The following is a 13,603-nucleotide window of genomic DNA, read 5'->3' on the forward strand; positions in this document are numbered from 1 at the left end:
GAAACGGATGTATAAAGAAAAACGCCACCTTTGCAGGTGGCATTTCTGCAAGGCTCAGAAGCCTAAGCTGTCCAGCAGGTCGTCCACCTGGTCCTGGCTTGCCACGACACCGGCTTTGGTGGTGTCGAGCTGTGGGCCATTCAGCAGGCTTTCGTTTTCGCGTTGCGGACGCGCGGAAGGCTCCGGCATGTTCTCCAGCAGCACCATCAACAGCTGGCGCTCAATCTCCTGGATCACGTCCATCATGCGCTTGATCACCTGACCGGTAAGGTCCTGGAAATCCTGCGCCATCATGATCTCCAGCAGCTGCGCATTGGTGAAGCTGGTATGACCCGGCACGGCACCCAGGTACTGACGCGTATCGGTGACCAGTTCGCGGGCGTCGGACAGTTCGATTGGGTTTTCGAACCAGTCGTCCCAGCGTTTGGTCAGCGCTTTTGCGCCCTTTTCCATCTCGTCCTGATGCGGCTGTGACGCTTCAACACTGTTCAGCGCACGCTCTGCCGCCTGGGCAGTCATCTGTACAACATAATCAAGACGGTCACGGGCATCAGGAATTGCTTCCGCCGCCTCTGCAATCGCCTGATCCAGTCCCAGCTCACGCAGGCTGTCGCGCAACATGCGCGTCAGGCTGCCGATCCGGGCAATTATGTCGCCGGGTGAATGCTCATCCGTAGGTTTAATCGAAGGCTGCATCATCTCCCGTACCTCACATGCCGAGTTTCTCGAAGATCTTACCGAGTTTTTCTTCCAAAGTTGCAGCGGTGAATGGCTTCACCACATACCCGCTTGCGCCAGCCTGTGCCGCAGCAATGATGTTCTCTTTCTTCGCTTCGGCGGTCACCATCAGCACAGGCAGAGAGGCCATGGCGCCATTTGCACGAATGGTTTTGAGCAGTTCCAGACCGTCCATGTTCGGCATGTTCCAGTCGGAAATGACAAAACCAAAGCCGCCGGCGTTCAGTTTGTTCAGCGCATCAACGCCGTCTTCTGCTTCTTCAACGTTGTTAAAACCCAGCTCTTTCAGCAGGTTGCGCACAATGCGACGCATGGTGGAAAAGTCATCCACAACCAAAAACTTGAGCTCTTTGTCCGCCATAAAACTACACTCCTCGTTAAATACGTATTGCCTGTCCGGCACTGATTTTCGCCAGCATTTGCTGACTAACCTGACTAAGATCGACCACTTCGCTGACGCCACCCATATTGATGGCCTCGCGCGGCATGCCGAACACCACACAACTTGCTTCATTCTGGGCGATGGTCCAGGCGCCAGCCTGGTGCATCGCCAGCATTCCGGCGGCTCCGTCGTTGCCCATCCCCGTCAGGATCACCCCAACGGCGTTGCGCCCCGCGTGTTTCGCCACCGAATGAAACAGCACATCCACCGACGGACGGTGCCGGTTAACCGGCGGCCCGTCATGAATTTTGATTTGATAGTTTGCGCCGCTGCGCGTCAGCTCCATATGCTTGTCGCCCGGGGCGATATAGGCATGCCCCGGCAGAACGCGCTCGCCATCTTCCGCCTCTTTCACGCTGATCTGGCACAGCTTGTTCAGACGTTCCGCGAACGAACGGGTAAAGCCTGGCGGCATATGCTGAGTAATCAGAATACCGGGGCTTGAGAGCGGCAATGGCTGGAGTACATGGCGAATTGCCTCTGTTCCCCCGGTAGAGGCACCGATAACCAGCAATTTTTCCGAGCTCAGCAGCGGGCCGGCTTTCAGCGTAGTCGGCGTTGCCAGCGGCTTGTGCGTGGCAACCCGGGCGCGGGCCGCGGTACGGATCTTCTCCGCGATCATCTCGCTGTACGCCAGCATCCCCTCACGAATGCCGAGCTGCGGTTTGGTGACAAAATCCACCGCCCCCAGCTCCAGCGCCCGCAGGGTGATTTCGGACCCTTTGCCGGTCAGCGAAGAGACCATCACCACCGGCATCGGGCGCAGACGCATTAACTTCTCCAGGAAATCGATGCCGTCCATGCGCGGCATTTCGACATCCAGCGTCAGCACGTCGGGGTTATATTTTTTGATTAAATCCCGGGCTACCAGCGGATCGGGGGCCGTCGCCACCATTTCCATGTCGCTGTGGCTGTTGATAATCTCGGTCATGATCTGGCGCATTAACGCCGAATCATCAACTGACAAGACCCTGATTTTACTCATGCTTTATCCTTACTCAGCGCATATACCGTCTGGCCACGCAGGCTAAACTCGCGCACAAGATTGCTGAAGTTCTCCGAGTGCCCGGCAAACAGTAAACCGTCAGGTTTGAGCAACGGAACAAAGCGGCGCAGGATCTCCTGCTGCGTCGTTTTGTCAAAATAAATCATCACGTTACGACAGAAAATGGCGTCAAACGGCCCCGCCACGTTGTACTGCTTCTCCAGCAGGTTGAGCATGGAGAACTCCACCGCATTCGCCAGCTCACTGCGCACCCGCACCAGCCCTTCGTGCGGACCGGTACCGCGCATGAAGTAGCGCTGAAGCTGCTGGGGTGACAGCGTCTTCAGCTCTTCCTGGCGGTAGATCCCGCTCTGCGCTTTTTGCAGCACTTCGGTATCGATATCGCTGGCGATCACCTTCCAGCGGCCCGGCGCGGTGCCAAGGGTGTCGGCCAGGGTAATGGCGAGCGAGTAAGGCTCCTCCCCGGTCGACGCCGCCGCGCTCCAGACGCGGTACTCACCGCTGCGACGGCGCGCATGCTCCGCCAGCACCGGGAAGTGATGCGCTTCGCGGAAAAAGGCGGTCAGGTTGGTGGTCAGGGAGTTGATAAACGCCTGCCACTCCGCGCTGTTCGGGTTGGCTTCCAGCATCCCCAGATAGCGGCCAAAATCATCCAGTTCGAGCGTTCGCAGGCGACGCACAAGACGGTTGTAGACCATGTCCCGCTTGTGATCGGCAAGCACAATCCCCGCACGCTGGTAGATTAACTGACATATCCGACGGAAATGCGCATCGGACAGCGCAAGGCGCTGTGTCATCTGTAACAATAATGACGATTGCCCTGAGGGCAGTGGTGATGTCATAGCGCCTTCTTAATCACTTTCAGGATCCGACTGGCACGGTCTGCGACCGTCCGACTTCTGTTACTGCTTCAACACGTTCATTCACATTAAAAACAGCCACCAGCGAGGTGAGATGATCCGCCTGGCCGGCTAACTGGTCGGTGGCCGCCGCGGCCTCTTCTACCAGCGCGGCGTTCTGCTGGGTCACCTGATCCATCTGGCTTACCGCCAGCGCCACCTGCTCAATGCCGCGGCGCTGTTCATCGGATGCTGAGGCGATTTCGCCCATGATGTCGTTCACCTGGGTGACCGAACTGACGATCTCGGTCATGGTTTTCGCCGCGGTATCCACCAGCTCAGAACCCTGCTGGACGCGCGACACCGACTCTTCAATCAGCACCTTAATCTCTTTCGCCGCGTTGGCGCTGCGGCTCGCCAGGTTACGTACCTCACCGGCTACCACCGCAAAACCACGCCCCTGTTCTCCCGCGCGGGCGGCTTCGACGGCGGCGTTCAGCGCCAGGATGTTGGTCTGGAACGCAATGCCGTCGATAACGCTTATAATGTCGCCAATCTTTTGCGAACTGGTGGCGATCTCATTCATGGTGTTCGCCACCCGGGAAGCCTGTTCGCCCCCCTTCTTCGCCGTCTGCGCCGCGCTCTTCGCCAGGCCGGACGCCTGACGGGCGTTGTCGGCGTTCTGGCCGACGGTGGCGGTCAACTGCTCCATGCTGGCCGCCGTTTGCGCCAGGGACGCCGCCTGCTGCTCGGTGCGCGAAGAGAGATCGTTATTGCCTTCGGCAATTTCGGAGATCCCGGTGTGCATGGCGTAGCTGCCCTGACGCACCTCGGATACCGTCTCACGCAACGAGCCCTGCATCGTTTTCAGGCTGGCGAAAATGGCCGAAATTTCGTTTTTGCCGTACACCGCCACCGGCCGCGCCAGATCGCCTTTCGCAATGCTGTCGAAATGGCTGCTGATGATCGCCAGCGGCTGGACAATCATCTTGCGCGACCAGAGCAGCGCGGCGCTGGTCAGTAACGCCGCCAGCACAATCATGGTGGCGAAAATCACCCCGGACATGTGGTAGCTGTTGCGGCTGTCGTTGCTCGCCATCTGCACAAAGCCGTTCATCTCCTGCTGCCAGGCGTCAGTGCTGGCGTCAAACGCCGCCTGCGACTCCTGCACTGGCGCGGTCAGAAAATCGGACAGCTGGTTGTTCTCAAGCCAGGTGGCCTGGTGCTCCAGATCGCCATACCACTGGCTGAAGGCGCCCTGCATGGCCTTTTTCAGCTCGGCGTCTTTGACGCTTATCGCCGCCTGTTGGTTAAACGTCTTATAGAGCTCGCCCGCCTGCTTCAGGCTGCTGCGCGCGGTGGTCATCAGCCCCTTGATGTCATCGGGCGGATAGCTCAGCGCGGTTAAGGTGCCCGCTTTATTCAGTGCCGTACTGGCCTGCAGCAATACTGCCCGGCTCTGGGTAAGCAGCGCGCGCTGTTGATTGCTGCTCTCCATCTCCTGCAAATTCTGATAACCATCGCGAAAAGCCCAGAACGACAAGCCATTACTGCCAACCTGCAACACCCCGCACAGAATCAAAATCAAAAACAGGGTGGTCGAGATACGAATACGATTTAACATCCACGCTCCCATTTAGCGGCCAGCAGCCGCGATTTAACGTACGATCAAAATGTTTCCCAGTTCTCATCTTTTCCGGTTGCCACTGCGCGTGCGTAAGCCGGTGCATTAACCGGCGCGGCCGGTTGCTGGCTGACGCGCGAGGAAACTGTTTTTGTTGGTTCAGAGGTAAGACGAAACGCCGAGACGGCCATCTTCAGACGGCTCGCCTGCTCTTCCAGCTGTGCCGCCGCGGCGGCGGACTCCTGAACCAGCGAGGCGTTTTGTTGTGTGACGCGATCCATTTCCGATACTGCCAGGGCGACCTGGTCGATACCCCGACTCTGCTCATCCGACGCAGAGGCGATTTCACCCATGATGTCCGTTACGCGGGTAACGGCATTCACGATGTCATTCATGGTCTCGCCCGCGCTCTCCACCAGCACCGAGCCGGTGTCGACGCGTGCGACAGAGTCTTCAATCAGGGCTTTAATCTCTTTCGCCGCGTTGGCGCTGCGGCTGGCGAGGTTACGCACTTCACCGGCCACCACCGCAAAGCCACGGCCCTGTTCACCGGCGCGCGCCGCTTCCACCGCCGCGTTCAGCGCCAGGATATTGGTCTGGAAGGCGATGCCGTCGATGACGCTGATGATGTCGGCGATCTTCTTCGAGCTGCCGGCGATGTCGTGCATGGTTTTCACCACGCCGTCCACCACCTTGCCGCCGCGCTGGGCGGTTTCCGAGGCACTGTTCGCCAGCTGTGACGCCTGACGGGCGTTGTCCGCATTCTGCTTCACGGTAGCGGTTAACTGCTCCATGCTGGCCGCGGTCTCTTCCAGCGCCGACGCCTGCTGCTCGGTGCGGGAGGAGAGATCGTTGTTGCCCATGGCGATTTCGCTGGTGCCGGTATAGATGGCATCGGAACCCTGGCGCACGTTGGCCACTGTCTCGCTGAGCGAGCGCTGCATATGGTCAACGCTGACCGCCAGCTGGGTGATTTCGCTGCGCCCGGCGATGGTCAGGGTATGGGTCAGATCGCCGCTGGCAATGTGACGGATATGGTCGATGACGCGGTTTAACGGGTTCAGCAGGGTATGACGAATGCCGTACCAGACGCCCACCAGCACGACGACCAGCGCCAGAGCGAGGATCCCCATTTGCCATTTGGCGAAGGTGTAATCCTTCACGCTGGCATTGAACGCCTCCTGGTTACGCGCGTCGGACGCGGCGACGTATTCACGCAGGGCGGTACCCAGCGCGTTCTGTTTTGACTGCGTTGCCTGGGCGAAGTAGGCGTCCATATTGCCGCTATCAAGGAACTGGATCAGCTCCGTCAGCGCCGCGGCATAGTCCCGGTATTTGTCATTGATGGTCTGGCTCACCTGCTCCATCGAAGGCTGTGGCGCGATGGCGCTATAAGCTTTGAAGTGTTTGTCCGCTTCGGCAAGCGTCGTGCGGGCGCTGTTCATCAGCTCCGTTTGCTGATGCGAAGGGTCGGAAACCATGCGCGCGGAGGCGCGGCTCAGGTTAATGCGCGTTTGTAGCAGGTAATCCCAGGTAGAGGTGATTTCACTTTGTTGAACCCGGAACTCGTTAGAGACCGCAAAACTGTCCTGGTTGGCCTTAATAGAAGAGAAAAACAGACTGCCGGAAACGAGCTGCAGCAAAGCGAACACAGCCAGCACTAACATCAGCATGGTGACAACGCGCATACGGTTCAACATACAACACCTTCTCATAGATTTGTTCTCGGTGTTATCGGCACAACTGACAGGAACTTTACATTTGCGAAAGGGAAAAGCGCGGGTCAGAACGCGACGTCGACCACGAGGGTATCGCTGTAGTTGCCAGCGGGAGGGGTTGTCTGGTTGGGGAGGACACGGGCGGTGTAGTTATAGCTGCGTAACAGGCCGTCGGCGCTGACCTGAGAGGAGGCACCGCTGGACCAGCGTTCGCTGCCGCTGCTGCCCCAACGGTTGGCGGTGGCTTCTTTATAGATCTCATAGCTCATGCGGTTGTTGCCGCTGGCCATCCGGCGCACGTTGTTACTGGCGTTGGCGCCGTTATTGATCCCGATGGTGTAGACGCTGCCCTTGGTGCAGGTGACGGAGATCGCCTGCGAGACGGTGGGAAAGTTCTGCACCAGCGGCGCGCTGTTGAAGTTGACGTTCGGGGTGGTCATCGCGCTACAGTCGTTGGTGACGGTCATATTGAGGGTGAGGCTGGTCAGGGCGGTACCGGTTTGCGGGGTGGTACAGAGCCCCAGCACGCCAACGGAGCAGACGTTATAGCTGACGCTGAAATTGAGGGTCACCTGATAGGGCCCGGCGCTGACGTTTTGTCCGGCGACGGTGCGGAAATAGAGCGGAATATTGTACTGCGCTGAACCGAGCAGGTTTAACAGCGTCGAGCCGCTCCAGGTGTAGGCCTTGCCAATCTGCACTTCGCTGCTGGTAGCACACCCGGCCAGGCCGCACAGCCGGGTGGGGATCACGTCGGTAATGGCGGCGTTATCGGTGCGCTTCATCGTCGCCCGGTTATTGGCCGAGATGGTGGCCCCGGTGAAGTTCAGGGTCACCGAATCACTGGTCAGCAAATTGAGCACCCGGTCGCAGTTCACCACCAGCGTGCCGGTGGTGGCCACTTCATTACTGCCGCTGAGGGCAAACGACGTCACGCTGCCAAAGCTGGCGTTGACGGTGCTGACCCGGCACGCCCCCCAGCTGGCGGCAGAGAACATCAACAGGAGCAGCACCAACAGCACGCGTTTCATGGCTCCACCCGGCAGGTCAGCGGTCCGTAGGTCTGCAGCTTATGATCCGGGTTGGCGGTCAGCGTCAGGGTCACGTGGCAGCGTTTCCCTTCCGGGGTGCTGATCTCTAGAGCGTTAACGTCCGCCAGATCTTCCAGCCAGGCGAGCCCGTCGTAGCCCACCACCACCGGCTCCCTCCCCTGACGCCGCACCTGGCTGCCCAGGGGAATCGCCTCCCCTGCGCCATCGTGGAGGATCACGCTGGCGACCCGCTCCTGCTCCATCGGGAAGTCGACCAGATAGCCGCTATTGCGCCGCAGGGCGATGCGCCGTTCGGTCTCTTTCAGGCGGGTGTCGGCGGGTAAGTTGAGGGTGTTGATGCTGTAGCTCGCCGGGTAGTAGGCCGATACGCCGCTGATCAGCAGATAGCCGTTGCGGTTGGTTTTGCCCACCGGCTGGTTTTCATAGCTGACCGGCACGTCCGGCTGCCCGTCGGTGCTGACCACCACAAAGGCGTCGTTGATTTTATTGGCGGCAAAGAGTTCCCCGTCCATCAGCACCAGCGAGCCCATCGCCTCGCCCCACCATGTCATCATGTCGCGCTCGCCGTAGCCACCGCCCTGGAGTTCAATATTGTTGTTACGCCAGCCCAGCGTCGCCTGCTGATAGTTGCTGGCCTGCGACTGGCGCGCCCACGCCATATTCCAGCTAAAACCGCCGTCGGTGGGCATCGAGTGGTTGTAGTTGAGGCGCTGGGTGCTGCCGGCATCTGGCGTGTTTTCAAAGGTGACGGCGGCGCTGTCGCGCTCGCCAAGGGGGATCTGCAGCGACAGGGCCACGGTCCAGTCGCCCTGCTGCTGATCCCGGCTGGCGGCGAGATAAATACTGCTGCTACCCCACAGGTTCCGGCTCCAGGAGAGGTTCAGCAGCTCGGTTTTCTGGTCTTCAAAACTCTGCACTCCGATCCAGGCCGCCCCGATATTGCCGTAATCGCCCATATTCAGGGTGAGCGAATACTGATCGGTATTACGGCTCAGGCTGGCGATGGGCTGGTCGTGTTCATCGTAGACGGTGGGCTGATCGTAAAGCGCCAGGTTGCCGAAGCCGCGATCCCGGCGGCTGTGCTGGGTGGCAATGCTGAAGGCGTTGGTGCTGTACTGGTAGCCCCAGTTGATCTGCCCCCCGGTATCGCCGCGCATTTTACTCTGGGTCCAGGCGCTGTTCACCACCCCGAAGCGCCCGAGCTTAACGATGGTTCCGGCTCCGCCGAGGGCCAGCTCCTCTGCCCCTTCGGCGTGGCCTTCCAGGGTCAGCCAGTCGGTCAGGCCGTAGCGATAGGAGCCGCTGCCCGCCGCCGGGCCGTAGTCAAAATTTTTAATGCCGTAATTACGCCGCAGGCTGCCCAGGGTTACGGCCCCGTCGCTGAGCCCCTGGCGCAGCAGATCGCTGGTGACGTAGAACGGCAGCGTGGTGCTCACCTGGCGACCCAGCGCATCGGTGGTGACCAGCACTGCATCCCCGGCACCGTTGATGTAAGGCAGATTGGTGAGGGTGAACGGCCCCGGCTGCAGGCGGGTGGAGCCCGCCCGATAGCCGTTGACGAACAGATCCACCGAGGTCGGCACCGCCGCTTCGCCGGAAAACTCCGGCAGCGGCCAGGTGACCAGATCCGGGCGCAGGGAGAAGTCCCGCCCGTAGCTGATCCCGCCCATGCGTACGCTGCTGCTCCAGCTCAGGGCGTCGCTGATCACATCCCCGGCGGTCCAGGTCGTGGCATCCTCTTCGTCGGTGAACATCAGGGTGGTGTCGTAGCGGACATACCCCTCCTGCTGCCCGCTGTCGCCGGAGAGATTTTCCCGTACGTAACCGGTGGAGGATAACGATCCCCGGTTGTCAAAATAGCGAAACTCATGCCACAGGGAGGCCTGGCCGCCGCTGTGTTCGGTGTGGTTAGTGTAAAAGTCGTAGTTGAGCAGCGCCCCTTTGCCAAAGTGGGGCGTGCTGCGGGCCATCTGGCCGCTGAAGGGGGTAACGCGCGCGCCGATCCACTCCCGGGGCACGCTGAGCAGTAGCCGTTGCCCGGTGCTGTCGTACTCGGTGCGCACCCCCTCAAGACGGCTGACGTTCACCTCCCCCGGCTGGACGTGCTCGGGGGGCAGTCCGGCGCGGCGCAAATCGGCGCTGGAGACCAGATACTCATCCTGACGCCGGGTAACGGGCACCACCAGCCCGGTGTCGTAGTGGTTGAGGATCAGCGCCAGCTGGAAGACCGCCTCGTCATTCACCGACTGCGGCACAGGCGGCGGAGGCAACATGTCGTCACCAGGATCGGCCCAGCTTGCTGAACTGACGCAGAGCAGGATAAGCATCGACGGCTTCAGTTGACGGGGGCCGACTGCCATTCGGTATCCCTGGCATTAATCTGCGCCCGCATCTGGCCCGGCTGGTCGATCCCTGACGGTAGCGGCCAGCTGCGGGTGCTGCCCGGGAGCACATACCCCAGCAGGCCGTCGGCAAGCGTGCGCTTCTGGCTCCCTTGTTGTAGCGTGACCTGGCTCAGCCGGACGTGCACATTGCCCTGATTGCGTACCTGCAGGGCCGGTTTGCCGTCGTCGCGGACCACCCGCCAGTTCAGATCCCGCGTCTCGACCAGGGCGTGGTGCGCCCCGTCCTTGATGGTGGCTATGCCCTGGCCGGGACGTTGCTCTGTTTGATAAGACGGATTAACTGTTTGCTGCCCTTCGCGATGGTCACGATCGGGGGGCTGGCGACCACCTCCTGCTGGGCGGTATAGCGTTCAAGACCGTTTTCCTGCCGCCAGCGCACGATCCTCACCTGCATGGTGGTGGCGCTGTTGCCCTGGTTCTGCACCCACAGCTCCGTCGCTTTGGTATCGGCGGAGAGCCAGGGGTCGATAGGCCACAGCAGAATGGTTGCCGCCCCGTGGGCGGTGTTGAGCGTGGCACCCAGCGCCATCAGCAGGCACAGCGTGCGGTATCCTGGAATTGCCTTCATCGTCCTTCTCCCTATCACCATGACAAGGTCACGGTGAGTTGATCGGAATAATTTCCGGCCGGGCTGAAGCCGGTCAGAAGCGCCACACCAAAAAGCGGTAGCGCAATGTTGTTGCTGTTGGTGTAGGCCACAGACACCGCCTGATTCACGCCGATCTCACTGTTGGCCGCCAGTGAACTGCTGCTGTACAGGCGATACGGCACCTGACTGGTCGCCCCGGCCCGCTGCATGTTGCGCACAGAGGTATAGTGCTGCCCGCCGTCAATGCTCATGCTCAGCGCCACCCCGGGGGTACAGGCGATGGTCAGCGATCCGTTCGGCACAAAGCTGGTGTTGACCTGCCCCCGCTCCACCCCGCTATGGGTACCAAAATCGAGGGTGCCCAGCAGGCCACCGCTGCCTGCGGCGACTGAACAGCCGGGGGTGATAGTGGCGCTCACCTGAAAGGATTGCGTCGTCACCGCATGGCCGTTTCCCGCTGCAAGCAGCATCATGCTCAGGATAAAAAAAGCGCGCACGTTGCCCTCTCCCACATAGCGGAGCGTTAGTCAGTTCACGCTCGTTAAAACGTGCTGACGCTAATAGGTGACGCTGACGTTGATGGTGTCGGTGTAGGTGCCGGGCACCACGGTGACGCTGTTGCCCCCGCCGGTGATGCGCCCGTACAGGGTGTAGCTGTCGACGCCTCCGGCGGTGGAAGTCACCGGCAGCGGCGCGTTGTTGGCGATGACGTTGTTAAACCCACCGTCGCTGAACAGGCTGTAGGCCACGCCCTGCCCGGTATTCGCCGTATTCACCAGATAGCGCGCGGGGGTGCCAGGCGTGCCGACCACGGTGCCGGGCGCCGTGGAGTTGGTGTTGCCGGTGATGGCGACGGTGTAGCTGGCGGTGGTGCACTGGATCGTGAAGGTGTTCCCGCCGCTGGCCCCGGTGAGCTGGGTGGTCAGCGTGGAAAAGGTGGCCGGATGGGTACCAAAATCAAGGGTACCGAAGTTAATGCCATCCTGAGTCGGCGAGCCGTTAATCAGGCAGCCGTTGGTCAACGTTAAGGTTGCGCCAATGGTGCCGCTGCTGGTGACGGCCTGGGTATTGCCGGACGCCACTGCCAGAAGACCGCCGCCTAACAGCATCAGGAGTTGTTTATTCATTTGTTGCCCTCCGGAACATGTCACATGGGGTTATCACCGTTTTCTGATAACGCTCAGACTGTTAGCACCCATCATGCTGCTGTCCGGGTGGTTATTGTGAAATTTAGTTTATGGTTCGTTGCTCAACCACTTTTCACGGCCCCTCTCATACTTTTACCGTATTGACATAAATTTACTAATTAAAACAATTGAGTAAGAAATTACTTCTCCGTATATCTAAGCAAAACGGGAAGATATATTGCTTAAAATGTGACCTTCATCACAATATATCGCCATCAAAGTTAGCAACAAAACTTATAAATATTAAAAAATTATTGAAATAGCCCGGAAATTACTTCAATTTAGCTAACGGATATATTCACGCGCTGAATAATAAAAAAGAGAGAAATCAGCAAATTCATTTTAACTTATTAAAATCGGGGTAATTTTGGTGGCAAGTGCAAACAGACTCACGGTCTTTATCGTGATCTTTATGCTGGCGGGCATTTTGTCCGGCGCAATGATTCATGAGTATGCATCAGCGGATGCAATCTCAGCCTGGTCAGACAACATTACGTTACTGACTGACATCTTTTTACGACTGATCAAAATGGTGATCGCCCCGCTGGTGTTCAGCACCCTGACGGTGGGCATTATGCGTCTGGGCGAGACCGCCACCATTGGCCGCGTGGGCGGTAAAGCGATGGTCTGGTTTATCAGCTCCTCAGTGCTCTCCATCCTGGTCGGTCTGTTTATTGTCACTCTGCTCCATCCGGGCAGCGGCCTGAACCTGGCGATCCCCGCCGGTACCGTAGAGACCGGGCTTGCCACCGGCGGCATGACCCTGAAAGGTTTTCTTTCCCATACCATTCCCACCAGCATTGCCGGGGCGATGGCCAATAACGAGATCCTGCAGATTGTGGTGTTCTCGATGTTCTTTGGCATTGCTGGCGCTTCACTCGGCGAGAAATTCAACGCCCCGCTGGTGGCCGCGCTGGACGTGGTTTCTCACATCATGCTCAAAGTGACCGGTTACGTGATGTACGTTGCGCCGCTGGCGATCTTTGCCGCCATCTCCTCGGTGATCGCCACCCAGGGGCTGGAGATTTTGCTGAATTATGCCTCGTTTATCGGCGGCTATTATCTGGCGATCGTTCTCACCTGCCTGGTGCTGCTGGCGGTGGGTTATATGGTGCTGAAAAACGAGATTTTCCGTCTGGTGAGCATGCTGAAAGATCCGGTGCTGGTGGCCTTCACCACCAGCAGCTCTGAAGCGGCCTACCCGAAAACGCTGGAGCAGCTGACCCGCTTTGGCTGTTCGCGCAATATCGTTTCGTTTGTGCTGCCGATTGGCTATTCATTTAACCTCGTCGGGTCGATGGTCTACTGCTCGTTTGCTTCGATGTTTATCGCCCAGGCCTACAATATTCACCTGACTTTCTCAGAAATCACCGTGCTGATGTTAACCCTGATGCTGGCGTCAAAAGGGATTGCCGGGGTACCGCGCTCGGCGCTGGTGGTGCTGGCGGCGACGATCCCGAGCTTCCATATTCCGGTGGCGGGGATCCTGCTGTTGATGGGGATCGATCACTTCCTGGATATGGGGCGTTCAGCGATTAACGTGTTGGGGAACGGCGTGGCGACGGCGATGCTGGCGCAGAATGAGGGGTTGCTGGAGGATGATCCGGGGCTCGTTGAGCAGGAAGTTTGATGGTTCGGTAGAAAGGTTACGTTCACCTTATCTTTAGCAGAATATGACGTTCCGGAACCTGTGAACGTGATAAGGGGGCCACCGCGGCCCCCTTATCAATCCCCGCGGCCCCGCGACGAAATCGGTGCTTCGCACTACGCTCACCTCCCGACCTGACGCCTGCGGTCGGCTCAACTCGACATCCTGTCTCGCTTCGCCTCTGGCCGCCATCCCTGGCGTCCAGCCCTTGGCATCCGGTCTCCGGTTCGCCGATTTCAGCGGGGACTCAACACCCGTGCCATATTCAGGCAGCGCTGGAACCGTAGGCCCGGCAAGCGTAGCGCCGCCGGGCGTTGCTGCAGCAGGCTACGCCGTGCAATAAGAAAGCCGGGTG

The 13,603-nt window shown here is 59.4% G+C and carries 11 protein-coding genes and 1 pseudogene; 1 reads left to right on the forward strand and 11 read right to left on the reverse strand.

Annotated features, from left to right (window positions below):
• Positions 1 to 54: 54 nt before the first annotated feature.
• The 11 genes and pseudogenes from cheZ to FHN83_RS02315 all read right to left on the reverse strand — a co-directional run bounded on the left by cheZ (position 55) and on the right by FHN83_RS02315 (position 11,522).
• Positions 55 to 699, reverse strand: a complete 645-nt coding sequence (gene cheZ, locus FHN83_RS02265; RefSeq protein WP_039030843.1) for a protein phosphatase CheZ — start codon at positions 697 to 699, stop codon at positions 55 to 57.
• A 10-nt stretch (positions 700 to 709) separates the two neighbouring features.
• Positions 710 to 1,099: a chemotaxis response regulator CheY gene (cheY, locus tag FHN83_RS02270; RefSeq protein WP_039030844.1), complete on the reverse strand. Its 390-nt coding sequence runs from the start codon at positions 1,097 to 1,099 to the stop codon at positions 710 to 712.
• 16 nt (positions 1,100 to 1,115) lie between these two features.
• The gene (locus tag FHN83_RS02275) at positions 1,116 to 2,165 is read right to left on the reverse strand and encodes a protein-glutamate methylesterase/protein-glutamine glutaminase (RefSeq protein ID WP_039030845.1); all 1,050 of its coding nucleotides are present in this window, start codon (positions 2,163 to 2,165) and stop codon (positions 1,116 to 1,118) included.
• A complete protein-coding gene (gene cheR / locus FHN83_RS02280; RefSeq protein ID WP_039030846.1) occupies positions 2,162 to 3,028 on the reverse strand; it encodes a protein-glutamate O-methyltransferase CheR in 867 nt (288 codons plus the stop codon). The genes FHN83_RS02275 and cheR overlap by 4 nt, the downstream gene beginning before the upstream one ends.
• A gap of 19 nt (positions 3,029 to 3,047) precedes the next feature.
• A complete protein-coding gene (tap, locus tag FHN83_RS02285; RefSeq protein ID WP_139563140.1) occupies positions 3,048 to 4,649 on the reverse strand; it encodes a methyl-accepting chemotaxis protein IV in 1,602 nt (533 codons plus the stop codon).
• Between the two features lie 44 nt (positions 4,650 to 4,693).
• Positions 4,694 to 6,349 carry a methyl-accepting chemotaxis protein II gene (tar, locus tag FHN83_RS02290; protein ID WP_139563141.1) on the reverse strand — a complete coding sequence of 552 codons (1,656 nt, stop codon included), beginning with the start codon at positions 6,347 to 6,349 and terminating at the stop codon, positions 4,694 to 4,696.
• A gap of 83 nt (positions 6,350 to 6,432) precedes the next feature.
• On the reverse strand, positions 6,433 to 7,398 hold the full coding sequence (locus FHN83_RS02295) for a spore coat U domain-containing protein (protein ID WP_139563142.1): 966 nt from the start codon (positions 7,396 to 7,398) through the stop codon (positions 6,433 to 6,435).
• On the reverse strand, positions 7,395 to 9,779 hold the full coding sequence (locus FHN83_RS02300) for a fimbria/pilus outer membrane usher protein (RefSeq protein WP_139563143.1): 2,385 nt from the start codon (positions 9,777 to 9,779) through the stop codon (positions 7,395 to 7,397). Before FHN83_RS02300 ends, FHN83_RS02295 begins: the two co-directional genes overlap by 4 nt.
• Positions 9,755 to 10,392 (reverse strand): annotated as a pseudogene (locus FHN83_RS02305) (molecular chaperone). Before FHN83_RS02305 ends, FHN83_RS02300 begins: the two are co-directional and overlap by 25 nt.
• Before the next feature lie 14 nt (positions 10,393 to 10,406).
• Positions 10,407 to 10,886: a spore coat U domain-containing protein gene (locus tag FHN83_RS02310; protein ID WP_139565405.1), complete on the reverse strand. Its 480-nt coding sequence runs from the start codon at positions 10,884 to 10,886 to the stop codon at positions 10,407 to 10,409.
• Positions 10,887 to 10,970: 84 nt separating this feature from the next.
• Positions 10,971 to 11,522, reverse strand: a complete 552-nt coding sequence (locus tag FHN83_RS02315; protein ID WP_231568148.1) for a spore coat protein U domain-containing protein — start codon at positions 11,520 to 11,522, stop codon at positions 10,971 to 10,973.
• 448 nt (positions 11,523 to 11,970) lie between these two features.
• Between FHN83_RS02315 and FHN83_RS02320 the strand changes: the two genes are divergently transcribed.
• Entirely contained in the window at positions 11,971 to 13,230 is a 1,260-nt protein-coding gene (locus FHN83_RS02320; protein ID WP_139563144.1) for a dicarboxylate/amino acid:cation symporter, read from the forward strand.
• Positions 13,231 to 13,603 lie beyond the last annotated feature (373 nt).

Origin of the sequence: Leclercia adecarboxylata (assembly GCF_006171285.1) — a bacterium.
Taxonomy (GTDB): domain Bacteria; phylum Pseudomonadota; class Gammaproteobacteria; order Enterobacterales; family Enterobacteriaceae; genus Enterobacter; species Enterobacter barmai.

Bases quoted from the DNA above. Each gene is read 5' to 3' on its own strand.
- FHN83_RS02275 (WP_039030845.1), bottom strand. From the start codon at position 2,165: ATGAGTAAAATCAGGGTCTTGTCAGTTGATGATTCGGCGTTAATGCGC.
- cheY (WP_039030844.1), bottom strand. From the start codon at position 1,099: ATGGCGGACAAAGAGCTCAAGTTTTTGGTTGTGGATGACTTTTCCACC.
- FHN83_RS02310 (WP_139565405.1), bottom strand. From the start codon at position 10,886: ATGATGCTGCTTGCAGCGGGAAACGGCCATGCGGTGACGACGCAATCC.
- FHN83_RS02295 (WP_139563142.1), bottom strand. From the start codon at position 7,398: ATGAAACGCGTGCTGTTGGTGCTGCTCCTGTTGATGTTCTCTGCCGCC.
- FHN83_RS02300 (WP_139563143.1), bottom strand. From the start codon at position 9,779: ATGGCAGTCGGCCCCCGTCAACTGAAGCCGTCGATGCTTATCCTGCTC.
- tar (WP_139563141.1), bottom strand. From the start codon at position 6,349: ATGTTGAACCGTATGCGCGTTGTCACCATGCTGATGTTAGTGCTGGCT.
- cheR (WP_039030846.1), bottom strand. From the start codon at position 3,028: ATGACATCACCACTGCCCTCAGGGCAATCGTCATTATTGTTACAGATG.
- FHN83_RS02315 (WP_231568148.1), bottom strand. From the start codon at position 11,522: ATGCTGTTAGGCGGCGGTCTTCTGGCAGTGGCGTCCGGCAATACCCAG.
- tap (WP_139563140.1), bottom strand. From the start codon at position 4,649: ATGTTAAATCGTATTCGTATCTCGACCACCCTGTTTTTGATTTTGATT.
- cheZ (WP_039030843.1), bottom strand. From the start codon at position 699: ATGATGCAGCCTTCGATTAAACCTACGGATGAGCATTCACCCGGCGAC.